21 protein-coding genes are annotated in these 24,287 nt (G+C 58.5%); 10 read left to right on the top strand and 11 right to left on the bottom strand.

The features are described 5' to 3' along the window. The first annotated feature begins 40 nt into the window (after positions 1–40). Positions 41–394 carry a Rieske (2Fe-2S) protein gene (locus EYB53_RS02420; RefSeq protein WP_254150847.1) on the top strand — a complete coding sequence of 118 codons (354 nt, stop codon included), beginning with the start codon at positions 41–43 and terminating at the stop codon, positions 392–394. A 19-nt stretch (positions 395–413) separates the two neighbouring features. Here the strand turns inward: EYB53_RS02420 and EYB53_RS02415 are convergent, their stop codons facing one another. Genes EYB53_RS02415 through EYB53_RS02395 form a run of 5 tightly spaced genes read right to left on the bottom strand, consistent with a single transcriptional unit; the run spans position 414 to position 4,360 of the window. Further along, positions 414–1,193, bottom strand: coding sequence for a tyrosine-protein phosphatase (locus tag EYB53_RS02415; RefSeq protein ID WP_135476378.1), 780 nt, complete (start codon positions 1,191–1,193; stop codon positions 414–416). Between the two features lie 8 nt (positions 1,194–1,201). Further along, on the bottom strand, positions 1,202–1,870 hold the full coding sequence (locus EYB53_RS02410; RefSeq protein WP_503827052.1) for a CpsD/CapB family tyrosine-protein kinase: 669 nt from the start codon (positions 1,868–1,870) through the stop codon (positions 1,202–1,204). A gap of 15 nt (positions 1,871–1,885) precedes the next feature. After that, a complete protein-coding gene (locus EYB53_RS02405; RefSeq protein ID WP_135476376.1) occupies positions 1,886–2,539 on the bottom strand; it encodes a YveK family protein in 654 nt (217 codons plus the stop codon). An 11-nt stretch (positions 2,540–2,550) separates the two neighbouring features. After that, positions 2,551–3,240 (bottom strand): YveK family protein, encoded by a 690-nt coding sequence (locus tag EYB53_RS02400; protein WP_135476374.1) that lies wholly within the window; start codon positions 3,238–3,240, stop codon positions 2,551–2,553. A 4-nt stretch (positions 3,241–3,244) separates the two neighbouring features. Next, positions 3,245–4,360 carry a glycosyltransferase gene (locus EYB53_RS02395; protein ID WP_135476372.1) on the bottom strand — a complete coding sequence of 372 codons (1,116 nt, stop codon included), beginning with the start codon at positions 4,358–4,360 and terminating at the stop codon, positions 3,245–3,247. 175 nt (positions 4,361–4,535) lie between these two features. Between EYB53_RS02395 and EYB53_RS02390 the strand changes: the two genes are divergently transcribed. The 3 genes from EYB53_RS02390 to EYB53_RS02380 all read left to right on the top strand — a co-directional run bounded on the left by EYB53_RS02390 (position 4,536) and on the right by EYB53_RS02380 (position 8,377). Beyond that, positions 4,536–5,555: a 3-oxoacyl-ACP synthase III gene (locus EYB53_RS02390; protein ID WP_135476370.1), complete on the top strand. Its 1,020-nt coding sequence runs from the start codon at positions 4,536–4,538 to the stop codon at positions 5,553–5,555. Positions 5,556–5,572: 17 nt separating this feature from the next. Beyond that, complete coding sequence (locus EYB53_RS02385) at positions 5,573–6,244, top strand: HD domain-containing protein (protein ID WP_135476368.1); 672 nt, start codon at positions 5,573–5,575, stop codon at positions 6,242–6,244. A 198-nt stretch (positions 6,245–6,442) separates the two neighbouring features. Then, positions 6,443–8,377, top strand: coding sequence for a right-handed parallel beta-helix repeat-containing protein (locus tag EYB53_RS02380; RefSeq protein WP_135476366.1), 1,935 nt, complete (start codon positions 6,443–6,445; stop codon positions 8,375–8,377). Between the two features lie 8 nt (positions 8,378–8,385). Here EYB53_RS02380 and EYB53_RS02375 read toward each other — a convergent pair whose 3' ends face one another. Both EYB53_RS02375 and EYB53_RS02370 read right to left on the bottom strand, forming a co-directional pair. Next, a complete protein-coding gene (locus EYB53_RS02375; RefSeq protein ID WP_135476364.1) occupies positions 8,386–9,651 on the bottom strand; it encodes a glycosyltransferase family 4 protein in 1,266 nt (421 codons plus the stop codon). Between the two features lie 4 nt (positions 9,652–9,655). Continuing rightward, positions 9,656–10,561, bottom strand: a complete 906-nt coding sequence (locus EYB53_RS02370) for a DNA adenine methylase (protein WP_135476362.1) — start codon at positions 10,559–10,561, stop codon at positions 9,656–9,658. A 494-nt stretch (positions 10,562–11,055) separates the two neighbouring features. On the opposite strand from EYB53_RS02370, the gene gltX reads away from it, so the two are divergent. From gltX to EYB53_RS02350, 4 genes are read left to right on the top strand one after another with little or no spacing between them, the layout of a single operon-like run. Then, positions 11,056–12,561, top strand: a complete 1,506-nt coding sequence (gene gltX, locus EYB53_RS02365; protein WP_135476359.1) for a glutamate--tRNA ligase — start codon at positions 11,056–11,058, stop codon at positions 12,559–12,561. A gap of 33 nt (positions 12,562–12,594) precedes the next feature. After that, positions 12,595–14,445 (top strand): maltodextrin glucosidase, encoded by a 1,851-nt coding sequence (gene malZ / locus EYB53_RS02360; protein ID WP_254150846.1) that lies wholly within the window; start codon positions 12,595–12,597, stop codon positions 14,443–14,445. Further along, the gene (locus tag EYB53_RS02355) at positions 14,430–14,996 is read left to right on the top strand and encodes a hypothetical protein (RefSeq protein WP_135476356.1); all 567 of its coding nucleotides are present in this window, start codon (positions 14,430–14,432) and stop codon (positions 14,994–14,996) included. Before malZ ends, EYB53_RS02355 begins: the two co-directional genes overlap by 16 nt. A gap of 7 nt (positions 14,997–15,003) precedes the next feature. After that, complete coding sequence (locus tag EYB53_RS02350; protein WP_135476354.1) at positions 15,004–15,753, top strand: alpha/beta fold hydrolase; 750 nt, start codon at positions 15,004–15,006, stop codon at positions 15,751–15,753. Between the two features lie 44 nt (positions 15,754–15,797). Here EYB53_RS02350 and tkt read toward each other — a convergent pair whose 3' ends face one another. The 4 genes from tkt to EYB53_RS02330 form a co-directional block, all read right to left on the bottom strand. Next, positions 15,798–17,849 carry a transketolase gene (gene tkt / locus EYB53_RS02345; RefSeq protein ID WP_254150845.1) on the bottom strand — a complete coding sequence of 684 codons (2,052 nt, stop codon included), beginning with the start codon at positions 17,847–17,849 and terminating at the stop codon, positions 15,798–15,800. Between the two features lie 58 nt (positions 17,850–17,907). Next, positions 17,908–18,582: a response regulator gene (locus EYB53_RS02340; RefSeq protein WP_097652435.1), complete on the bottom strand. Its 675-nt coding sequence runs from the start codon at positions 18,580–18,582 to the stop codon at positions 17,908–17,910. Positions 18,583–18,610: 28 nt separating this feature from the next. After that, complete coding sequence (locus EYB53_RS02335) at positions 18,611–20,551, bottom strand: sensor histidine kinase (RefSeq protein ID WP_167857224.1); 1,941 nt, start codon at positions 20,549–20,551, stop codon at positions 18,611–18,613. A gap of 151 nt (positions 20,552–20,702) precedes the next feature. Continuing rightward, positions 20,703–21,782 (bottom strand): polyprenyl synthetase family protein, encoded by a 1,080-nt coding sequence (locus tag EYB53_RS02330; RefSeq protein ID WP_167857223.1) that lies wholly within the window; start codon positions 21,780–21,782, stop codon positions 20,703–20,705. 355 nt (positions 21,783–22,137) lie between these two features. Between EYB53_RS02330 and EYB53_RS02325 the strand changes: the two genes are divergently transcribed. Both EYB53_RS02325 and EYB53_RS02320 read left to right on the top strand, forming a co-directional pair. Next, positions 22,138–22,743 carry an RNA polymerase sigma factor gene (locus EYB53_RS02325; protein WP_371879055.1) on the top strand — a complete coding sequence of 202 codons (606 nt, stop codon included), beginning with the start codon at positions 22,138–22,140 and terminating at the stop codon, positions 22,741–22,743. Positions 22,744–22,758: 15 nt separating this feature from the next. Next, positions 22,759–23,721, top strand: a complete 963-nt coding sequence (locus tag EYB53_RS02320) for an anti-sigma factor (protein WP_135476346.1) — start codon at positions 22,759–22,761, stop codon at positions 23,719–23,721. Positions 23,722–24,287: the final 566 nt, after the last annotated feature.

Here is a 24,287-nt window from a genome sequence, read left to right as displayed (position 1 = left end):
GCGCAAAGGCGCAAAGGCGCGGGAAGGCCAGGAAATTTGGTTGACAAACGAGGATGAGGGAGAAGCGCGTATGGCCGGTGAGTGGGTGGAGATAGGTGAGGCAAACCAGTTGGCACCGGGGCAACTGATCTATGCCGCGATCGAAGGCTTGCCAGTTACGGTCGCCAATGTGGATGGCACCCTCTATGCCTTCAGTGATGCCTGCCGTCACGAAGGCGGACCGCTTTCGGCGGGGGTTCTCATCGGCGCGACGATCACATGTCCGTGGCACGGATGGGCCTACGATGTGCGGACAGGCAAAAGCCTCGTGCCTCCGGTGGGGCTACGCCTGGCAACCTACCCGGTACGGATCTGTGACGATACGATCTGGATTGAGATTGACTGGGAGCAATGAGCGCGGGTATGACAGCGCATCAAGCGTAGCGTGAACCATCCCAATTGCGGATGCGCGAGGGAGGCATGGGCGTCAGCGGCGCATCAGCGAGAATAGCCTCGGGGTGCAGGCGGGTGAGGGCATCGGCGAGTTCCTCGCTGACAAGTTCAGCCACACGCTTGCGGGCGGCTCCCAGATTCGGCACGCGACCAAGGTGCAAGCCGTGGGCGTCGGTCGCGAGGATCTGCACCAGGCCATGCTGCACCATCAATTCGCCCAGCATCTTCATGCGCGAACCCTGGACACCGAGCAACGCATCGCAGGTGAGTTGCATCACAATCCCGCGCTCGATCATCGGAATCAAGGTATTGGGGTCGCGCAGCACAAAATGATAGCGTTCAGGATGAGCGAGCACAACCCGATAGCCTGCGAGTTGAAACCCAAAGATAATCTGCTCGGCGGCCTGCGGGGTAATATGCAACGGAAACTCGATGAGCACGGCACGACCTGTTTCGTAGGGCAAGAGCGCACCGGCCTGCAACCGGTCAAGCGCACCCGGCTCACCATAGATCTCAGTTCCTGAGATAAGCTGGAGCGGCACGCCCTCATGGTCGAGGGCAGCGCGGATCTCGGCGAGGCGCTTGCGTGCAAGGTCAACCTCATAGCGGGTCCAGGTACTGACCGAACTAGCACCGTGGGGCGTTGCAGCCATGATCGTCACGCCATCAGCAACGGCAGCCCGGGCAAGGGCAACAGCCTCTTGCAGTGAACGAGTACCGTCATCAATATTGTGGAGAATATGGGAATGCAGATCAATCATATGCTCACCTAATACGCATAACCCCGCTCAACCTTCGCCCCATTCAGCACCACCCCAACGATATTTGCCTTGACCTGCTCGAGCAGGCGGCGCGCCTCACGGGCACGGTCGCGGCGGGTCTGCCCAGCATGGAGCACGAGCAGGACGCCATCAACCCGCGGGGCCAGCGTAGCGGCATCGGTAACAACCACAACCGGGGGCGTATCAAAAAGCACAATCTCGGCCTCAGAGCGCATCCGCTCGATCAGTGCGCCCATACGGCGTGAGCCAAGCAGATCGGCGGGACGCGGGGGCAACGGGCCACTGGTCAGCACATGGAGACCGGGGACACTCGTCGGCTGAATGGGCAAGGGGCCATCGTCCTGCGCGAGCACGGCACTGGTGAGGCCGCGCTCATTGGGCACCCCAAAGAGCGTATGCAAACTCGGGCGGCGCAGGTCGCAATCAACCATCAGCACCCGCTGTTCGGCCTGAGCCATCGTCACGGCCAGATTCGCCAGGGTCGTACTCTTGCCCTCATCAGGGGCCACACTGGTGACCAGCAGCGTATGGAGAGGCCGGTCAAGGCTCGAAAAAAGCAGATTAGTACGCAGGGTACGAAACGCCTCAGCAGCAGGCGAGCCCGGGTCACGCAGCGTAATCAACATCGCCTCGGGCGAAGAACCATTGGCACCCACAGCTATCTCCTCGTTTTATGGCTCAACGGTAGGAATCGCACCCAAGGTCGTCAAGCCAACAAAACGCTCAACATCGCTACTACTCTTGAGCGTATCATCAAGATACTCAAGCACATAGGCCAGCAACACCCCGAGCATCAGACCAAGCAGCGCCCCGGCAAGCACGTTGATCCGTGTATTGGGTTGAATAGCGGTCAGGCGGGCCTGCTGAATGCGTTGCACATTGATCCGGGCGGTTCCCTCGAGCGTCGCATTAATGCGATTCACTTCCGCAACGAGGCGATTGCCCACGGCGTCGGCCATTGCCATCGACTGATCGAGCGTTGGCGCGTCCACCTCAATAATAATTTTCTGCTCATCAGGGCGAGGCTGGATATTGACATCGCGCATCCAGCGTTCACCGCTAATATCCAGGCCAATTTCCTGGCTAATCTGGTCAAGCACATCGGGCTGCATCACCAGTTCGCGGTAGCTATTCATCGAATTACGGAGCACAATATTCAGGCCATTATCAGCCTGGTTGGCTAGAGCCAGATAGACCGCCTGCGAGCGAAACGTCTGAGGGATCAACTTGCTGACCCCATACGCCGCCACTGCCGCAGCGACGAGGGTCAACACAATGACCCACCAGCGTTTCGCGAGCACAAGCCCATAATCACGTAACTGCATCGCACCCTCACTCATTCTTCAGGAATCACGGCAAGCACAGGTGCGCCCGTCCAGCGTTCGGCCTGACGTGCATGATAGATTCGATCATCAAGATACGCAAGGCCCAACGCAATGCCCACCGCCGCGACAAGCGCCAGCGCAACCCGCAGGCCCACTTCACGCACAAGCCCGGTGAGGCTCTGGGACGAAGCGGCGGCCCCCGGGGGATCAATCACCTGCACCTGCAACCCACCGGCGGGGTCGCGGCCCCAGTAGACCAACCCTCCCTCACGGAGACTCGTCACAGCCGCCTGCGCCATCGCAACAGCGAGTTCGGGGGTTGCGGCCGTGGCGCTAAGCAGCACCGAGCGATGGGTCGTCTCGACACGCAAACCGCCCTGGATCGCAGGCACCTCAAGGGCATAGCCCTGTGCAGCCATCGCGGCCTGGACATCGGTAGCAAAGAGCGCACTGGAGATCACAGCGGGCAGATCATCAAGGATATACGCCGTTGTGAGCCAGGTCGTACCGACATCAAGGGGCGGCAGCGGCAACTCAGGATCAGGTTCAGGAGCCTGGGTCACCATCAAACGCACCGTTGTCTGGAAGACCGGGGTACGCCCGAGCAGCGTCAGCGTACTCAGACCAGCCGTCAGCAAGGGCAAAAGAACCAGCACTGGCCAATAACGGAGCAGCAGCGCAATGTATTCACGAAGATGCATAGGCTTACGAACGAACGTGTGGGAGGCGCTGCTGTTGATGATCTTGCAGCGTCTCATCGATCACCGTGCGCATCCGACTAAGAAAGAGATCGCGCCGATACTGCTCGGCGTGACGACGGATCGCAGCTTGATCATACCAGTCTGCGTGTGAAGCTGCAACTGCTGCCGCGACTGCTGCCGCCGTCTGCTGATGAAAAAAGCGCCCGGTCACGCCATCAATCACTGTTTCGAGCGCACCACCGGCACCATAGGCAATCACCGGGCGCCCGGCAGCCATTGCTTCGAGCGGAGTAATGCCAAAATCTTCTTCACCGGGAAAGATAAACGCACGGCAGCGAGCAAAGAGATCGCAGCGGGTTCCTTCATCAACCCAGCCAAGAAACTCGATATTCGGGCCAGCAAGTTGCTGGAGACGCTGGCGGTCGCGGCCATCGCCAAAAACCTTGAGCGGTAGGCGCAATTTCGTAAACGCCTCGATAATCAACTCGATCCGCTTATACGGAATAAGCCGACCACCAGCCAGATAGAAATCACCCGCAGGCTGTGGCTCGTACGGAGGCAGATCCACAGGCGGGGCGATCACCTGCGAGGAACGACCGTAATAGCGCGCAATGCGTCCGGCCACCTCGTATGAATTGGCAACAAAGCGATCGACGCGATTCGCCGTAATGACATCCCAGAGTCTAACATAGGTCAGACCGATAGGCAACAGCACCCGTTGCAACCCGGTAATCTCTTCACGCTCGATATACTCACGTGTCCGCCACGCAAAACGCATTGGCGTATGGCAATAGCAGATATGCAACGCACCGGGCCGAGGAATCACCCCCTTGGCATAGGCGCTGCTGCTCGAGATCAACAGGTCATACTCACTGAAGTCAAAGCTCTCGAAGGCGGTCGGATAGAGCAAGAAGTACCGACGAAAGTACTTGCGCCAACCCGGGAGGCGCTGCATAAACGAGGTGCGAATATCCCAGGTACGATAGTGGCCTGGCATCGCCTCGGCGTCATAAATCGAGGTATAGACAGGCGCACCAGGGAACAACTCGCAGAGGGCCTCGAGTACCCGCTCGGCACCACCGTACTGATTCAGATAATCGTGAATGATCGCGACGCGCATAATTCAGTATCACCAAGCCTGCCTACAGGCGAACGCGGCCCGCAGTCCGGCAGTTTGCACGCCGGTTAGTCTACCATAGGATAGCATAGATTTGCGATGCCGGTGTCATCCTGCCCACAAGAAATGTGGTACGATACCCCATGAAATGTCACTTTTGCAAATCGGGAGGTCTGGCGTGCTCTTTCAGAATGTCGCCATCGAGGCGCTGGGGTATGAGTTGGCCCCGCACCGGATCAGTTCGGCCTGGCTTGAAGATCAGATCAGTGAGACCATGGAGCGCCTTGGGGTACCAAAGGGCCGTCTAGAGCAACTCTCGGGAATTCAGGAACGCCGTTTCTGGGATGCCGGTACCCGCCCCAGTGCGACAGCAACGCTGGCTGGCGCAAAAGTCCTGGCGGCCGCCGAGGTTGATCCAGGCCGGATCGGGCTCTTGCTCAACACCTCGGTCTGTCAGGATTTTCTGGAACCTTCAACGGCCTGCTTTGTCCATCGTAGTCTCGGCCTGGCACCAAAGGCGATCAACTATGATCTGCGCAATGCCTGTCTGGGCTTCTTGAATGGGATGCACGTCGGGGCCATGATGATCGAGATGGGAGAGATCGAGTATGCCCTGATCGTCAATGGCGAAGGCTCGCAAGAGATTGTGATGGCAACACTCGAGCGCTTGAAGCGCCCTGAGACAAGCGCGATCGAGTTCCGCGATAACTTTGCCGCGTTGACCCTTGGCTCTGGCGCAGCGGCAATGTTGCTTGCGCATCGCAGCGTCGCCCGGTCGCCACACCGGCTCAATGGCCTGGTCTCACTGGCGGCCACCGAACACAACGAGCTCTGCATTGGCAATCCTGATTATATGAAGACCGATGCAAGCGCCCTGCTGGTAGCCGGGGTCAAACTCGCCACCGAAACGTGGGCACGCGCCCAGGAGCGGTTGCCCAACTGGTCTGACGAGCAGATCGCACTCTATACCCCCCACCAGGTCAGTGGCCGACATATGGCCGCCGTAGGCGAAGCCCTTGGCTTGACACCGGCGAAGCTTGCCTTGAATTTCCAGGTGCTCGGCAACATCGGGCCTGCGGCGCTCCCGATCAGTCTGGCGCAAGCGGCCGAGGCAGGCCGGATCAAAGCTGGCGATCACGTCGGTTTGCTCGGGATCGGCTCTGGAATTAATTGTTCGATGATGAGTGTCACCTGGTAAGGTTGGGTCAAGAGTCTATGATTGATGAAACTTTCTGGGAACCACGCTTTATCGCCTTTCTTGACTCACGCGAAGCACAGCATGATGCTGCCCATGATCGTGAGCATCTCAGGCGGGTAGTCGCCAATGCACGCCGCCTTGCCGTTGCCGAAAACGCTGATCTTACGGTCGTGTTGCCAGCAGCCTGGTTGCACGATTGTGTCAGTGTGCCCAAAGATTCGCTCCAACGCCCCTTTGCTTCAACGATGGCGGCAACAGCGGCGAGTTCGTTCCTGACCTGGTCAGGCTATCCGCCTTTTCGTATTCCTGCAATTGCCCATGCAATCATGGCCCACAGCTTCACAGCCAACATTGCCCCTTTGACCATTGAAGCGAGGGTCGTCCAGGATGCAGATCGCCTCGATGCCCTTGGTGCCATCGGTCTCGCCCGGTGTCTGATGCTCAACGGACAGCTTGGACGCCCACTCTACGATCCTGCCGAACCATTCCCTACCGAACGCCCTGCGGATGATACGCTTTCAGCTATTGATCATTTCTACACCAAACTGCTTGGTCTTGCCGCAACAATGACCACTGCGGCTGGCAAAGCTGAAGCCGAACGCCGCACGGTCTTCCTTACCCAGTTCCTCCAACAACTGAGTGAAGAATTGGGGGTTGCGTTGCCGCAACCTCAGGTTGATACTCGGTAAGGCCACAGCAGGCCCCTATGCCCGGCAGAGGAATTGTTCATCCTTTCTCCTGGGAGCGAGGGCGTCTCGTGCTCGTCATGCGTTCGAGGGCGAGACACCTTCGCTCCCAGGGGCGGATGCCCAACGCTGAACTCTTCCCCCCATATAGGCGTGGACATACGTTCCCCGTAAAGTCAAAGGAGACAAAGAGTGCCCCAGATGCATTATCCAGAGGATCGAACCGGTCGTCGTTCGCTGTGGGTTACATTGCTTGCAGTTCTTGTGCTCATCCTTGGCTTCATTGCTCGTACCCCTTCGCAAGCCCAATCCCCTGCGCTAGAACGGCAAAATACTGCTGGCAACCTTAGCCAGGCTACAACGGTAATCGTGGTTGATACCAGTGAAGACCTCGATAGTAGCAGTGCGCGCAAGACGTGTACCTACACCTCCGGGGCTATTTTTGTGCCCGCAACCGATGGATGTACCCTGCGCCGTGCGATCCTTGAGGCAGCGGCCCGACCACCGGCTGATCGCCCGATCGAAATTCGCTTCAATCTGGCTGATGATGATCCGAATAAAGATCGCGAGGTAAGTGGGACATGGACGCTACCAATTGATGCGGCGTTGCCTACGCTGAGAACCCAGTCAATTCTTGATAAGACCGGCGATGTAACGATTGATGGATCAACGCAACCAGGGGGTCGTACGGATGGGCCACCGATCATTCTTGCGACAAATGACCGCAGCCTGGAGGTCGAAAGTACTGGCAATACGATCCGCCATCTGGCGTTTAAGGGTGGCGGTGCGATCTTTCTGAAAGAGAATGACAATACGGTCGAGCAGATCTGGATGGGTCTGAGCGATGATGGTACCTCCATCGTTTTTCGGACACCGGCCCAACCAAATCGTATGGCCGGGGGCGGTATTTTCATTGCCTCCAATGACAACCTCGTCCAGAATAACATCATTGCTGGGGCGTTTGCCCGTGCCATCAATATTGATGGGAGCCGCACAAACAATACGATTCAGAATAATTTGATTGGCACACGGGCAGATGGTACCGTGCCTGAGGTGCCTGCAGCGGCGCAGTGTCTCCGATCGCTCAGCCTTGATCCGCAAAATTGGTACGGGGGCTGGGGCATTGCTTTGAGTGGCAGCAATAATCGGCTCATTGGCAATCGCATTGCTGGCTTGCATATCATTCAGTCACTCAACGATACGCCACCTATCGCCATTGAGATCTTTGGCAGCGGCCACGAAGTGCGTGACAATGTCATTGGCATTGACAGCGCCGATAATCCCGTGGGCGTCTGTGGGCAGGGCATCAAAGTTTCGGGGAGCAATACGCAGATCATTGACAACCTGATTACAGGCAGTCGGGCTGGGTTTGAGGATGACGAATCGACTGCGATCCTTGCCAGCGACACCTCGCCTACCTTTGGGCAAATCACCGTGCGACGCAATCTGGTCGAGCGTGGCCCTGGGCGAGTCTATGCCTTTGGGCCTGGCATACCCGCAGTGCTGCGTACTTTCCAACCAGCCCGCGTTACGTCCATTGATGGAACCATCGTACGGGGAACCAGTGGACTCAATAGTCCCTGTCCCGGATGTTTGATCGATCTCTACAGCGATAATGGCGACGAGATTGCCGAAACGCTGAGCTATCTTGGTGAGGCGATTGCGGATGAGACTGGAGCCTTTACGGTCACGCTGAGCGCACCTCTGCAAGCAGGGGTGGGCCTTCGTACAAGTAGTACCACACAATCTGCCGGGGTGATTAGCAACTACCTGAGTGGCACGACAACGCAGGTCTCAAAGCTCTATCTGCCGTTGAGCGAGCTCAACATCACAGGGCCAATCACAGGCACCGCAGGGATGACCTACACGTTTGTTTTTGATGTTGCGCCGCTCGGGGCGACATCGCCCTATACCTATACCGCAACAGTCACTGATGTAGCTGAACCCGTTACCCTCGTCACGGCAAGTTCGACGGTTACTGTTACGTATAGCTGGCCCACCAGTGGCACAAAGACGATTGGCGTCAATGTTGCCAACGAATTGAGTGAAGTCACTGCGACGCATACGATTGATATTACAGGCACGGTGATACCAGATGATGAGTGGAGAGTATATCTTCCTCTAGTCAGCCGTTAGGTGCGCACTCAACGTTGCAGCGAGGCTTCGTAGAGGCCGCGTATCCGCTGATACGCGGCCTCCCAGGTCAACTCGCGCATGACCCGCGCCTGGCCAGACGCGCCGAGTTGCCGGGCATATCCAGGATCGCTAAGCAAGCGCTTGAGCGCCTCGGCGAGTGCGGCGCTGTCGCCAAAGGGGACAAGCATCCCGTCAAGGCCATCGCGGATGACAGCGGGGACGCCGCCGGCCAGTGCGCCAACAACGGGCACACCATAGGCCCACGCTTCGAGGTAGCTAATGCCAAAGCTGTCGGTGCGCGATGGTTGCGCATAGACCGTTGCGGCAGCCAGTGCATCGCGGCGCGTTGCGTCGCTAACATAACCAAGCACATGGATCCGTGCCCTGGCCTCGGCGGGCAAGCGCTTGCAATAGTGCTCGAAGTGGGCAAGCAGTGGCCCGCACTGCACCCAGGTTGCCTCGACACCGCTGGCCCACAGGCGCTGCATTGCTTCGAGCACGTGAATGGTTCCCTTGTCGTAGGCCGCAGCCCCGAGGGAGAGCACAAGCGGGCCACTGATCTGATAGTGCGCCCGGAACGCCTCACCATCGCCACCAGCAACCTCGGCAGGATCAATGCCAGCACCAACAACATGCACCTGCTCAGCGGGCACCCCATACGCAACAAGCGCGTCTCGTTCGAGCGTCGTCATCGTTGCAACCGCCGCGCACTCTTGCAGCAACGCGATCTGATGGGGCATCGTATAGTACTGCACAATCTGGCGCTTGCCCGGCTCGCCCAGATGCACAAACGGGGTACAGAGATGGCGTATGCCACGCTGCCTGGCCCAGCGTGCAGCGGGAATGACGGCAAAATCGAGCGTAATATTCGTCGTATGCAGCACCGTCACATCCGCGAGTTCGGGGGCCGTTGCCAGGAAATGTTCAAGCGCGGGGAGGCGCGGGGTCACGGTCGCAAGGCGCATCAAAAGTGGGGCAACGGGCTGGCCCAGGCGGCCCAGGTCAACCATCAGCCGACGGAGGATCTGATAGGCAAGCGAAGGGCCGGGCATCCGCTGCACAGGGAAACGAATGATGCGCATCCCATCCTGCTCGGTGACACCAGGCTCGACGTGGCGGCAACGGGCATCCCAGAAATACTCAAGATCCAGGGCATCCGTGCTGAGCAGCGTCACGCGATGGCCTTCACGGACGAGGCGCGCCCCTATTTCACGAAAATAGCGCGAGGCACCCGAGGCAGGATTGTAGAGCTGATTGAGATGCAGAATGTGCATACTGCTACTTGCCGGTCAGCCCCACCGGCTGAGCAAGCAGCGCAACCCGGCGGGGTTGCACCAGGCCCACCGGAAAACTACAGACAATCATCTCGGCGACCTCACCGCGCTTTTTGCCATCACAGTTAATCTTGCGGCTCGCCATCACGATATCGTTGGTCGTCGCAGGCGCATAAAGCTCAGCCACGAGCGGCGTGTGCGAATTCGAAAGTATCACGGCACAGCCACGCTCGGCCAGCGCAAAGAAGGTATGAGCCAGTTCACGCTGCTCCACTTCAGTGAAACCGCGGTGCGTATAGGCGGTAAACGAGGATGTAGGACTCACAGGCACATACGGAGGATCGAAATAGATCAAATCATCGGGCCGGGCACGCTGCAACACCCCATCAAAATGCTCAACCCGTAGCTCAACCTCACGCAAAGCGCGACTCACTTCACGCATATTATCAGGATCGACAATCAAAGGCTTTTTGTAGTGTCCAAAGGGAGCATTGAACTGACGCTTATTATTGAGCCGATAGAGACCGTTATAGCACGTGCGATTGAGAAAGATGGTGCGGGCGGCTCGTTCAACTTTGGGGCGGAGATGAAAGTTCGCCTGGCGATCCCACGACCGGACTTCGTAGAAGAAGTCACGATCAGCGAAATGAACCCGCATCGCGACAAGTAGCTCAATCAAGTCTTCAACGTGCTCGCGAACAACCTCATAACAATCGATCAACTCAGGATTCGAGTCGCTCAAGACCGCGCCATGGGCCAGCAGACCATGATTCCAGAGATGAAAAAAGAAAGCCCCACCGCCAACAAAAGGCTCGTGGTAGCGCTCAAACGTCATTGGCAAGCGTGCCGTCAATTCGGCCAGCAACTGACCTTTACCACCGGCCCACTTGAGGAAAGGACGAGCTGGCACTTTTTACTCCGGGAAGGGGAGGCACAACCTCCTACAGGAATGCATGGCATACTGACAAAAGATGCCAGCCAGGCTGGCACATTACGTCAATCTCGTAGCGCGTTGCAGAGCGTTCCGAAGGTTGATTATAGCATATTTGACTTCACTCGGGGCCAGAATTATCATGAAGTATGCCAGCCAATAGCCAAGCGGGCTTGGCGACTATACGGCAACCCACCTGGTCAGAGTTGGAGAAGCCCTGACGCCACTCCATTTTCCGATCACGGTCGAGGTTGCGCAACTGTTTGCCGGTGCTCCAGATACGACTGTTTGAGCGATCCTTTTGGGAGCGCCCAGGTTGCTCAGGCCACTCTCAAAGGTGCCTGGGCAACATTGCGGTAGCCTTGATGGCTATGTGGCGTATAATGGGTATGGTATGGCCCTGTTACGGGGCAACGCCTGCGCTTGGTTGGCAGGGTTCGTCTGGCTGGTGATGCAGGAGCAATGAGATCGCTATGAGTGTTGTTTCTGGCCCGGTACGGGTGCGTTTTGCCCCGAGTCCGACTGGTTATCTGCATATTGGTGGTGTGCGTACGGCACTTTTCAACTGGCTCTTTGCCCGCCATTACGGGGGCCAGTTTGTGCTACGCATTGAGGACACGGACGAGAAGCGTTTTGTTGATGATGCTGCCGCTGATATTATGGCATCGCTACGTTGGGCTGGCCTTGATTGGGATGAAGGCCCTGACATAGGCGGCCCGTTTGGCCCATATGTGCAGTCGCAACGTCACGCCGAGGGCATCTATGCGACATATAGCACGCAGTTGCTCGAGGCGGGCCTGGCCTATATGTCGTTTACAACTGAAGAAGAACTGGCGCAGATGCGCGCCGCTGCCGAAGCGCAGGGCATCAAGTCGTTTCGTTTCCGTGGTCCCGAGCGCGCGTGGCCCCTCGAACAGCAGCAAGAAATGGCGGCCCGTGGGCGGCCTTTTACCATTCGCCTGAAGACGCCGCTTGAGGGTGAAACCCGGTTTCAGGATCTGGTGCGCGGCGGCGATCAGATCGTGGTGCAACACTCCCAGTTGCAGGATATTGTCTTGATCAAAGCGAGTGGGATGCCCGTCTACCATTTTGCCCACCTCGTTGATGACCATCTGATGCAGATTACCCACGTGATGCGCGCTGAAGAGTGGGTGCCCTCGACGCCCTATCATGTGCTGCTCTACCATGCCTTTGGCTGGAATTTGCCCGTCTTTGCCCACCTACCCGTCATTTTGCGCCAGGACGGCAAGGGCAAGCTCTCGAAACGCAAAGATGATATCTTAACGAACCGTTTCTGGGAACGCGGCTACCTGCCCGAGGCGATGTTCAACTATCTCGCGTTGCAAGGGTGGAGCTACGACGACCATACGGAATTGATGTCCCGCGACGAGATTATCGAGCGGTTCACGATTGAGCGCGTGCAACCCTCGCCAGCACGCTGGAATCCCGATAAACTCAAGGATCTGAATGGGCTCTATATCCGGCGCCTGACGACCGAGCAGGTTGCCGAACGGTTGTTGCCGTATCTGACCAAGGCTGGCCTGATTGCTGATCCGCCGACCGCCGACGAGCGTGCCTATGTGGTCAGCTTGACGCCGTTGATCCACGAGCGGTTGGTCGAACTGAGCGAAGCGCCGGACTTGCTCGAATTCTTCTTCCGCGAACCAAGCCCTGGCCCCGAGGGGTATGATCCGGCCCTCCTGGTACCCAAAAAGATGGAGGCCGCCCAGACGGCCGAGCTTTTGCGGGCGGCCCATGAAGCGCTGAGTCAGGTTAAGATCTGGGGTATCGAGCAGGTGGAAGCGGCGTTGCGTGCGCTGGTCGCACGCCTCGAGGTGAAACCTGGGCCGCTCTTTGGCGCGATCCGTGTCGCCGTCAGTGGACGTACGGTCGCACCGCCGCTCTTTGAGATGCTCGTGGCCCTGGGCCGTGAACGCACCCTTGCCCGCCTTGAACGAGGCTATACAGCCCTGGGCTAACGGTTCATGGAGCTACGCCGAAAGGCCTTGTATATGATCAATTGGACTGAGTCGGTGCATCACGATGGCTCACCACTCTATGTCGAGGTGGCTGAACAGCGTCTCGGGGCAACAGCAACGCTGCGTTTGCGTGCGGCGCTTGATGCACCGCTCACCGCCGTCTATCTGCGTAGTTGCCCCGATGGCGAACAGACGATTGTGCCAATGGAGCCAGCCGGGGCGGATAGCGTCTGTCGCTGGTGGCGGATCGAATTGCCATTGCGCATGCTTTCGACCGGCTATCGGTTTTTGCTGCGGACGCTGCATAGTGGCAATCTCTGGTATAACGCCGCTGGGCTTGTGCCCCATTATCCTACGGATACCAATGACTTCAAGCTTTTAGCCGATTATCATGCCCCGGCATGGTTAGAAGGTGCTGTTTTTTACCAGATCTTTCCCGATCGGTTTGCTGACGGTGATCCGACAAATAATGTCCGTGATGGGCAGTATGTCTACATGGGCAAGTCGGTGGTCGCACGACAGTGGGGCGAAATGCCACGCCGCGAGCATAGCTCGGGTGAGTTTTTTGGCGGCGATCTGCAGGGGATTACCCAACGGCTCGACTACCTCGCCGATCTGGGAGTCAATGCCATTTATCTCAATCCAATCTTTACGGCCCCCAGTAACCACAAATATGACGTCGCTGATTATGCGACGATTGACCCGCATCTTGGCGGCGAGGCTGCGTTGGTTGCGTTGCGCGAGGCGCTGACGGCCCGCGGGATGCGCCTGATCCTCGATATTGTGCCGAATCACTGCGGCGCGACCCATCCCTGGTTTGTGGCAGCGCAGGCCGACCCCGCTGCACCCACAGCTGAGTTTTTTACCTTTCGCCGCCATCCTGATGAGTATGAGAGCTGGCTGGGCGTTGATACGCTGCCCAAGCTCGATTACCGGAGTGAACGGCTGCGTGAGTTGATGTATGCCGGTGAAAACGCCATTATGCGGCACTGGCTCCGCCCACCTTATGCGATTGATGGCTGGCGCATTGATGTCGCCAACATGCTTGGGCGGCAGGGACCGCTCAATCTTGGGCATAAGATCGGGCGCGGCATCCGTCGGGCGATCAAAGCCGAACAACCAGAGGCTTATCTGCTCGGGGAGCATTTTTTTGACGGGACACCGCATCTGCAAGGGCAAGAACTTGATGCCTCGATGAATTATCAGGGGTTTACCTTTCCCGTCTGGCGCTGGTTGGCGGGCTTCGAGCTTGCCTCGGTGCAAGATCGCCCCTGGGCCGATGTGTTGCCAATGTCAACCGAGGACATGGTTGCCCAGTGGCAAGCCTTTCGCGCCGCCATTCCCTGGCAGATCGTGACCCAGCAATTCAATCTTTTGGGGAGCCACGATACGGCCCGGTTGCGGAGTCTGCTTGGGGGCGACCTGCGCCTCGTCAGGATTGCCGTGGCCCTGTTGCTGACCTACCCAGGGGTTCCGTGCATCTATTACGGCGATGAACTGGGGCTGGAAGGCCTGGTTGACCCGGATTGCCGTCGCTGTATGGAGTGGGACCCAACGACCTGGAACCACGAATTGCGGGCCTTTTTTCAACAGCTTATTCGGCTACGACGCACGAGTCTGGCCTTGCGACGGGGAGGCTTTCAGGTGCTCTATGCTGGCGGGCATACGGTGGCGTATCAACGCGAGGTAGCAGAAGAGCGCTTGATTATTGTCGCCCGCCGCGCTGATGATGGGCTGAAGAGCTTGCCAGTGCGCCATGCCGGCGTGCCTGATGGTGCCTTTGCCTACGATCTGCTTGGGGAAACGGAAACAAGAGTTGAAGCCGGTTCACTCCCGCTGACGGGACTACCGGCGGTGGGAGTGATGGTGTGGAGCATAACATAGTAGACTGGGTACGACGAAGGCTCGCAGTGGTCGGGGTCTTGCTGGTTGCCCTGGCAAGTTTCGGCATCATTGGCGCACCACAGGTAGCGTATGCCTGTTCCTGTGCGCCGGTGCCATCGCCACGACAGGCATTTGAAGAAGCAGCAGCAGTCTTTAGTGGGCGGGTCATCAGCATTGTCGGCGACGAAGAGGAACTGCTGGTCACTGTGGCACTTGAACGACGCTGGAAGAGTGAGTTAGAAGGGCAGGTGACGCTGACAACGCCAGGGAGCAGTGCCGCATGTGGCTTCCCGTTTGCAGAAGGAGAGCAGTACCTGATCTACGCACAGACAACGGATGGTCAGTTGACGACCGACCTCTGCAGTCGCACCGCACGCTTTGATGCGACCCGTGAAGACCGGCGTGCTCTCGGATCGGGCATTCCTATCTCTTCGGGGGCCGTACCAGTTTCAGCGATGACGCTCGAAACGCCATGGTTGCCAATTGGACTCAGTCTGCTCGCGCTGGTGATCGGGGTTGTGATTGCCATCAGCCTCTGGCGAAAAAGGTAAGTTAGCGGTGAACGTTGCTTCGACGCGCCACGGGGCGCTTCATTATCTTGAAGTTGGCAGCGGTGCGCCCCTGGTACTGCTGCATGGCAACACCTATAGTGCAGCAACCCAGGAGCGGCTCGCGGCGCGGTTTGCCGACGAGCATCAGGTCATTAGTGTCGATCTGCTTGGGCATGGGCAATCGGCCCGTCCCGAGGGGCTCTTTAGCACGCGCTACTTTGCGATGCAGGGCGAAGCCTTAGCCGATCTGCTTGAACAACTTTTTGCCACACCGGTGCCGCTCTTTGGCATGAGCGCCGGGGGCATTACCGCACTCAACGCAGTCTGCCACCGGCCCGACCTGGTCGCCGCACTGATCCTAGACGGCGTCTTTCATCAGGTGACGACCGCGACGGTTGATGCGCATCACCACAGCACCGCCAACATGTCGCCATCGTGGCACCGGTATATGGCGCGCCAGCATGGCGAGGCGTGGTGGCCAGTCTTGAATGATCGGATCGAGCGCGCAATTGAATTGATGGCGGCTTCACGGACAATTGTCGCGCCCTGCCTGCCATCAATCAAGGTGCCGACCATCGTCTTCCAGGGGGGCAAGGATGCGTTTGTGCCCGACGCGCAAGCACGGGTGATTGTCACCGGCATCCGGGGCGCACGCCTCGTCTATGAAGCCGAAGCGGGGCACCTGATCGCCTGGCGCAACCCTTCCTCTTTCCGCGAGCGGGTGAGGCGTTTTTTGCATACGCACGACCTGGTGTAGGGCTTGCGCCCTACACCAGGTGATGCGTTGCGTATGCAGCAGGCCTACACTTCAGGGGTAGGGCGGACGTGACTGGTCACGTGCAACGCAGCCTCACACATGGCCTCGGCGGTAAGCCCGAGGCGGGTGAAGATTTCAGGATAGGGGGCCGAGGCCCCAAAACGGTCAACCCCAATCACGACGCCCTCGGATCCAACGTAACGCTCCCAGCCCATCGTACGTCCGGCCTCCATCGCGACCCGCGCACGCATCTGGGGCGGCAAAACCTCGTGGCGGTAGCTCTCGGGCTGCGCCTCGAACGCCTCCCAGCAGGGCATGCTCACCACCCGTGCCGCCAAGCCACGTTCGGCGAGCAAATCAGCCGCCTGCATCGCCAGCGGCAACTCCGAGCCACTTGCCAGCAGAATGACTTTGGCCTCGGGATCATCGCGGAGCACGTAGGCCCCTCGCAGCGTTCCGGCGGCAGGGGCAAGACCATTGCTGCGGTCAAGCGTTGGCACATTCTGGCGCGACAGAATCAGAGCCGTAGGGCCAGTACGCCGTTCCAGCGCGGCACGCCAGGCCTGCGCTGCTTCATTGGCGTCGCCGGGCCGGTAGACATGCAGGTTGGGAATGAGCCGCAGACTCATCACATGCTCGACCGGTTGATGCGTCGGGCCATCCTCCCCCAGACCAACACTATCGTGGGTAAAGACATAGATCACCTGGAGGCCCATCAGCGCAGCGAGGCGAATGGCGGGGCGCATATAGTCGCTAAAGACGAGAAACGTGCCGCCGTAGGGAATAAACCCGCCGTGGAGCGCCATACCGTTCAACGCCGCGCCCATCGCGTGTTCACGTACGCCAAAGTAGATATTGCGCCCAGCAAAACTGGCCCCCGACAACGGTGGCGAACCGGCCAGCAAGGTATTATTCGAGCTATGGAGATCAGCCGAGCCGCCCATGATCGAGGGAATCACCTCGGCGAGCGCATTGAGCGTCTTGCCCGCAGCGACTCGGGTGCCACCGGCTTTCTCGGTTGGGGCAAAGTGGGGCAACACTTCTTCCCAGACAGCAGGCAAAACTCGGGCTTGCATCTGCTCCCAACGGGCATAGAGCTCGGGATGGCCGGTCTTATAACGGGCCACCATCGCCTCCCACTCACGTTGACGGGTAAGGCCGACTTCAACCGCGAGTTGCATATGCTCATAGACCTGCTCAGGCACAAAGAAGGCCGGCTCGGTCGGCCACCCCAGTTGCTGCTTGGTCAGGCGCACCTCATCAACGCCAAGGGGCTCACCGTGCGCCTTGTGGGTTCCTGCTTTATTGGGGCTCCCAAAGCCAATCTGGGTTTCGGCAATGAGCAACGAAGGGCGTCCGGTCTCTTCCTTGGCCTCAGCAAGTGCCAGCGCGATCTCACCCATATGATGCCCATCAACCTCAAGCACCTGCCAGCCATACGCCTCGAAGCGAAGCCGGACATCTTCAGAGAAGGAGAGATCGAGGTCGCCATCAAGCGAAATCTTATTGGCATCATAAAGCACAATCAGCTTGCCAAGCCTGAGATGACCGGCCAGGCTCGCCGCCTCGTGCGAGACGCCCTCCATCAGATCGCCATCCGAACAGAGCACATAGGTCGCATGGTCAACAAGCGGAAGGCCGGGACGATTGAACTGCTCGGCAAGCCAGCGCTCGGCGAGGGCCATGCCAACGGCGGTTGCGAAACCCTGCCCAAGTGGGCCAGTGGTTGTCTCGACCCCAGGCGTATCATGATACTCAGGATGGCCGGGGGTGCGGGTGCCCCACTGACGAAAATTGCGCAGTTCATCGAGCGAGAGATCGTAGCCAGTCAGGTGCAAGAGCGCATAGAGCAACATCGAGCCATGCCCTGCTGAGAGCACAAACCGGTCACGGTCAACCCAGGTTGGATCTTCAGGATTATGCTTGAGAAAGCGCGTCCAGAGAATATAGGCCGCGTCGGCGATTCCGAGTGGCAGCCCAGGGTGTCCACTATTCGCTTGTTGAACACCATCAATCGCAAGCGCACGAATAGCCGTAGCACAGAGCCGGTCAAGTTCAGCATCGGCGGGCTCAGGCATAGCATTGCCTTCATTCATGTCAATCACTCCTCGTCAGACGAACAGCGCAAAACCTTCTTGATTATAGCACTGGCGGCTACAGACCATGCTGACGGGCCCAGAGGGCGGCTTGCGTTCGGTCACGTACAGCGAGTTTGCTAAGGATGCTACTGATATGATTTTTCACGGTACCAATGCTGATCGTGAGTTGATCGCTGATCTCCTGATTCGTCAGGCCATGAGCGAGCATGCCAAGGATGCGCCGTTCGCGTTCGGTTAAGAGGGCCAGGCGATCGGGGCCGCTAGGGTCAAGTTCACGGGCAGGGTCAGGTTGTGCAGGAACCAGTTTGCCGAGGTAGGGCAAGAGTTGGGCCGTAATCTCGGGATGCAACAGCGCGCCACCAGCGGCGACCGTCCGCACCGCTTCGGCGAGCGAACGATGATCCATATCTTTGAGCAGATAACCCCTGGCACCGGCGGCAAGCCCTTGCAAGATATGCTCATCATCGCGAAAGGTGGTCAAAATCAGCACGACGGGGCGGCGAGCAACCGCCGTCAGACGACGGGTGGCCTCGATACCGTCCATACCGGGCATTTGCAAATCCATCAAGACCACGTCGGGATCAAGCGCATCAACCTGGGCAAGTGCCTCGGCCCCATTGCCGGCCTGTCCAACAACTTCAATATCGGGTTTACGCGCAAGCAACGTCGCAATCCCCGTACGGATCAAAGCCTGGTCATCGACGATCAGGACACGAATTTTCTCGGGCATTGCCGTTCCTCGTCCCTGCTACCCACCACTACGCAGGCAGCACCACCCGTACACGCCAGCCACCCTCAGCGCTTGGCGCGGCTTCAAGGCCACCACCAAGGGCTTCGACCCGCTCACGCAGACCCACCAGGCCAAAACCGCCACCCGTATGCCGGGGTGAGAACGACAACGCTGCCGTATCTGCCGCTGCATTGGTCAGGGTCACGGTCACATATGCGTTAAGGCTAACGATAGAGACGCTCACGGTGGCCCCGGGTGCATACTTACGGGCATTCGTCAGACCCTCCTGAACCGTACGATAGATCGTCGTCACCACAGCGAACGGCAGATCATCAAGGTCACCCTCGCAGACCAACGAGATTGCATCATGTGAACATTGTACCAGTTCCATCAGGGCCATATAGAGCGTGCCGATCCCAGCGGCAAAAGGCAACTCGGCGTCGGCGACACTGCGTACGCTAGACCACGCATTGCGCAGATGCTCACGGCTGATCTGCAACTGTTCAAGGGCCGCCTGTGCATCTTCAGCGGCAAGTTCCTCGGCGAGTTGCAACTGGAGACTAACAAGCATCAAGCGTGAACCAAGCTCATCGTGAACTTCACGGGCCATCCGGGCGCGCTCGGCGGCCACGGCCAGCGCACGCACCTCGGCCATCTGTTGTTCAACCTCGGCATTGAGCAACGAAAGACGCAACTCGGTCTGCTTGCGCCGATCAAGCTGGGAGCGAGCCAGCAGCAGCGGCCCGCCCACCGCGACCGTTGCCACCACCCCCATCATCAAGGCTTCGCTGCTGAGTTCCACGGGATCAAGGCGGGCCACCAGCAACGCCGCAATGGTCGGCAAACCGATCAAATAGAGGAGCACCTGCACCAGCGAAAGGCGCAACGAAAGCTGCCAGAGCACCAGCAGAAGCCCGATCAAGAGGGGCACGGTATGGGTCATGGTCGTCATCGCAAGAATGACGAGCACCTGAACAAAGAGGCCGATCTGAAACAAGAGTGCATGCCGGGTGCGCTGTGTCGCCACATAGACGAACAAAAGCAGCAGCGAGCCGATCAACAAAGTCAGCACAAGCACAAGACTAAAGTCGTGGCGCATCAAGGTCAACCCGGCGGCCATCACCACAAAGACGGAAGGGAGGGTCCACGTCAGCACGGTTGCAGGGCGGCCATTGAGCACCAGTTCATCATTGGCAAAGAGCATCGAGGGCAAAACCGGGACTGGTTGTTGCGCAGGATCATCGCCACGTAGCGCAGCGACGGCCCCGCGCAGGCGGTCAACGGCCTGCGACGCCGACGTACGGGTCTGACCGACCATCATCTCCAAGCGAGAAAGATTCGCCTGGGCCAGGTTCAAGGCGCTATTGACATGTTGCTCGGTACGACTGAGGGCCACCTGAACTTCCTGGACAATCGTCTGGGTCAGGCGGTGGCGTTCTTCAAGCATCGTATACTGCTGCACATCGCGCAGACTGCTTGTCAACTGATCGTAGTGCTGCTGAACTTGCAGCAGCATCTGCTGCACCTGCTCGCTGCGGCGTTGCTGGCGCAGATAGAGGATAACGGCAATCATGGCACAGGTTGCAGGAAAAGCGAGGGCCAGATTCCCTTGAAGCCAGGTCACAAAACTGGCGGTCGCCATCAGAAGCATGCCGCTCCAGACGGCATAAATGCTGAGGGCAAAGGGAATCCAGAGCCAGAGGGGAAAGAGCACCATGGCCTGAAGCACAACGGCAAGGTAGACAAAGCCGGTGAGTCCAGCGGGGGCAAGCATCTGCGCCACACTTGCCATGCCAACCTGAGCCAAGAGGTAGAGCACCTGGGCCCAGCGGGGTAAACGACGGGCGGGCACCAGCGCCAGCGCAAGCCCGTGGGCAAGACAAACCCCTGCCAGAGCCCCAAGGCGAACAGGCGGCAGATCAAGACCCAGAGCAGCGATGATGATCGCCACCAGCGCAAGCAGCGCCACACCCTGCACAGCCAGTGGGTATGACGCCTGGGTACGGGATATTCTGTGCTGAGATGCCAGGCGATTCATGGCTATAGTGTAGCATATTCCGCCCGTCACCTGGTACCAATTCCAACGGATTTATATGGCATCGAGGACTCAACAGAGTCGCTCAGGCCTTACGGTCAAGGACAAACATCGCGAGTTCGACCAGACCACGATGGGCCACCGAGGGAGGAAACTCGGCCAGTTGCGCGACAGCCTGACTGATAAACCGCCGTGCCTCGGCAATCGCCGCATCGACTCCTCCGGAGGCGAGCACCTCGCTAATCACCGCCTCGACCTGTGCATCAGAAGGTTGCGCGTGCTCAAGAAACGTGCGGAGCGTCGGACTCTTGGTACGGGACAGAGCCAGGATCAGCGGGAGGGTAATCGTACCCTGACGCAGATCATTGCCAGCCGGCTTGCCCAGCGTCTGCTCATCACCAGTGAAATCGAGCACATCATCAATAATCTGAAAAGCGACCCCGAGGTCAAAGCCATACCGGCCAAGCGCAGCGATCTGCTGCTCACTCCCACCACCAGCGGCCATCCCAGACTTACAGGCTGCCTCAAAGAGCGAGGCTGTCTTGGCCCCGGTCTTATAATAATATTGCTCAAGTGCAAGCTCGGTTGGCTCAACCACGGTAACGGGGCTCAGTTCACCTTCAACAATCGTCTGCACCGCGTGGGCATAATAGCCAATAATGCGCGAGTCGGGGCTGCGCCCCATTTCGGCAGCAGCAAGCGCAAAAAAATAGTCGCCGACCATCAAAGCCACGTCATTATCCCAGCGCGCATGCACGGTGATGCGGCCTCGCCGCCGTGCCGCCTGGTCAACCAGATCATCGTGGACAAGCGAAGCGGCCTGGATCAACTCAACGGCGGCAGCCGCATGGATCACATTAGGCAGCGAGTACTGGCCGAGGCGAGCGGCAAGCAGAGCCAGCGCCGCCCGCAGACGTTTCCCGCCTGAGCGAATCGTATGGGTACTGGCCGACGCGATCAACAACGAACGTGAAGCGGTATGCTCAAGCAGCAAATGCTCAACAGCATAGAGATCAGCCGTGAGCTGCGCACGCTCAAAGAGTTCAACAATAGTATTCACCGAGTTGGAACGTGACAACTGCGCATAGCCGTCACCATTGCTGGTACGTGGCCCAACTGTCACACTGACGTCCGCTCCGCTCGAAGTTGATTGATACATTGCCATCAGGCAGTTCCTCTCTCGGGCCTGCAGGCGTCCGGAACGGTCGTCTGTCAGGGCCTGTACTGTGGGCCAGGTCGTGTGTCTGGTACAGCACATTGCCTGATTGTGTATTATATCACAATCAGAAGTATAACATGAACAAACCAACTGTCAAGTTGGTAGCTTCCTCTTTACATTATGCACCGTGTACGTATTTTGCACAAGCTTTGCCCATTATTCTACCAGATTTGAGGATGCATGATCCAGAAAGATCGTGCCTTCGTGTATAATACGCGCACTTTGAAAAAAATGCACCGTGCTGGGATACATCCAGTGCAAGAGCATGGTACGTAAAGAGAGTAGAGATCACGGAGTGATCGTGACTGGCACGTCCGAACAAAGAACTGAACAGGCCCAGATCAGCGATGAAGTGTTGATTGTCAAGGTAGCTACGGGTGACAATCAGGCTCTCGAAGTACTGTATCATCGTTACAGTCGTGTGGTCTATGGGTTAGCAGTGCGCATTGTCAAGAATGCCGAACAGGCTGAAGATATTGTCCAGGAGACTTTCTGGCGTGTGTGGCGGCGCGCCAGCACGTTTCGTCATGGAAGTAGCCAGTTTTTACCCTGGCTGTTTGGTATTGCACGCAACCTGTGCATTGATGAGTTACGCCGTCGCCAGGCGCGCCCAGCAACCGGGGGAGACGACGACCAGATCCTGCTGAGCATCCCTGATCTTCAGCCCGCAGTAGATGATGTGACCTGGGATGCTGAACGGCGACGCTTGATCATCCATGCGCTCGGTGAATTGCCTTCTGACCAGCGTCAGGTGATTGAAATGGCCTATTTCGGCGGTCTCTCACAGCGTGAAATTGCCGATCAACTTGAACATCCGCTTGGTACGGTGAAAACCAGGATCAGGCTGGCCCTGCAGAAACTCAAAGGAGCCTTGCAAGATCAAGGCATAAGCCTCGACGACCGCTAGAATGTGTAGCCGTTCATGAACAAACATGACCAGATAGAAAATCCATCCGCAGAGGGTCATGAAGCTGATAGCCTGCTCGCTGCATTTGCCCTGGGGGCACTCGACCTTGATGAGCAGGCGGAACTCGAGGCTTTACTGGCAACCTCGCCGGCCCATCAGAAGGAGTTACGGCAGTTGCGCGAGGTGGCAGCGCTGTTACCCTATGCAACCCTTGCCGCGGAACCGCCAGCCCACGTCAAAACACAACTCTTTGCCCGTGTCGAGGCTGATCGCGCGACCCGTCTGCAGGCGCCCGCGCCCTCGGCAGCGGCCCCACGGGTAGGGCGGCACATGCGCCGGTGGATGCTGCCAGGGTTTGCGGTCGTCCTGGCCGTCATTGTCTTTGCCCTGGGGAACCTGACACTCATGTTGAGTAGCACCGTACGCCGCCTTGATGAGGCTAACCGTGAGTTGACCACGGCCATCGCCGAATTGCAGCAGAGCCTGACCGAAACTCAGGCCCGCCAGGAAACGTTATCGGGGCAACTTGCCGCTAGCCAGGACCAGTGGCTCGCAATCAGCGACCAGTGGCTCGCCAGTGAGGATCGGATCGGGCAACTCAATGCACGTCTGGCGTACGACCAGCAAATTGTCACCTTTGTGAGTGCGCCCGGGGTTGCAACCCGCGAACTAGTCCCTGCACGCCCCGACGCGAGCGCACGTGGTGAAATGTATATGTATCCTGGTGAACCAAACGCCGTCGTGCTCTTCAGTGGGCTGCCCACCCTGGAGACGGGCGAGGTCTATCAATTCTGGCTCGCTGATGGCTCGAGTGAAGTAGCCGCAGGAACCTTCCAGGTTGATCACACGGGCATTGCCCGCCTGGTCGTGCAAGCACCACGCGAAGTCAATGCGTTCCAACGCGTCATGGTCACGATCGAACCCGATGGCGGCAGTGCCACGCCGGGGACAACCGTGGTGCTCGCTGGTTCGTTGTGAAGCCCTCATGCAATGCGGATCCGACCCAAAGCTAGCAAAGCTGGCTTTGCGCCTCAGCGAAACCACACTGATTAGTGTGTAACGTACGTTTCCCGATGTTTGTGTCGCCCTGAGTATCAAATGGCCTGCGGGCCAGTGGTGTGGAGAGCAACAGTGCCGGTGCGTAGCCTGCACGGTCACCCTGAACCCTTCGACTACGCTCAGGGTACACGCCGTGAGGGGTCTTCCGTGCGGATCAGGGCAGATTCCTCACTCCGCTCCGCTCCGTTCGGAATGACAGAGGACACGCTGGAGCCGACAACACGGCTTGTTTCTCAGGAGCGCAGCGACGCATCTCCCTGTACCCGTGAAGATCCTTCGCTCCGCCTCCGGCTCCGCTCAGGATGACATGGGCCTGCGGTGGCGCGGCGTAGGATGACATGGGCCTGCGGCGCCCCCGTGTCATGCTGGGTATGTTATGGCCCGCGGGCCAGTGGTGTGGAGAGCAACAGTGCCGGTGCGTAGCCTGCAGTGTCACCCCGAACGGAGTGAGATACGGTAATGTTTGTCAAGTCCCTCCTCTTCGC

The organism is Candidatus Chloroploca mongolica (assembly GCF_004762035.2).
Lineage (GTDB): Bacteria > Chloroflexota > Chloroflexia > Chloroflexales > Chloroflexaceae > Chloroploca > Chloroploca mongolica.
Note: the sequence above shows the minus strand (reverse complement) of the source record. Positions and strands in the feature narration are given on the sequence as shown.

Coding starts and splice junctions, on each gene's coding strand:
- EYB53_RS02415 (WP_135476378.1), bottom strand. CDS start 1,193: ATGATTGATCTGCATTCCCATATTCTCCACAATATTGATGACGGTACT.
- EYB53_RS02405 (WP_135476376.1), bottom strand. CDS start 2,539: ATGCAGTTACGTGATTATGGGCTTGTGCTCGCGAAACGCTGGTGGGTC.
- EYB53_RS02400 (WP_135476374.1), bottom strand. CDS start 3,240: ATGCATCTTCGTGAATACATTGCGCTGCTGCTCCGTTATTGGCCAGTG.
- EYB53_RS02395 (WP_135476372.1), bottom strand. CDS start 4,360: ATGCGCGTCGCGATCATTCACGATTATCTGAATCAGTACGGTGGTGCC.
- EYB53_RS02385 (WP_135476368.1), top strand. CDS start 5,573: ATGATTGATGAAACTTTCTGGGAACCACGCTTTATCGCCTTTCTTGAC.
- EYB53_RS02380 (WP_135476366.1), top strand. CDS start 6,443: ATGCATTATCCAGAGGATCGAACCGGTCGTCGTTCGCTGTGGGTTACA.
- EYB53_RS02375 (WP_135476364.1), bottom strand. CDS start 9,651: ATGCACATTCTGCATCTCAATCAGCTCTACAATCCTGCCTCGGGTGCC.
- gltX (WP_135476359.1), top strand. CDS start 11,056: ATGAGTGTTGTTTCTGGCCCGGTACGGGTGCGTTTTGCCCCGAGTCCG.
- malZ (WP_254150846.1), top strand. CDS start 12,595: ATGATCAATTGGACTGAGTCGGTGCATCACGATGGCTCACCACTCTAT.
- tkt (WP_254150845.1), bottom strand. CDS start 17,849: ATGAATGAAGGCAATGCTATGCCTGAGCCCGCCGATGCTGAACTTGAC.
- EYB53_RS02340 (WP_097652435.1), bottom strand. CDS start 18,582: ATGCCCGAGAAAATTCGTGTCCTGATCGTCGATGACCAGGCTTTGATC.
- EYB53_RS02330 (WP_167857223.1), bottom strand. CDS start 21,782: ATGGCAATGTATCAATCAACTTCGAGCGGAGCGGACGTCAGTGTGACA.
- EYB53_RS02320 (WP_135476346.1), top strand. CDS start 22,759: ATGAACAAACATGACCAGATAGAAAATCCATCCGCAGAGGGTCATGAA.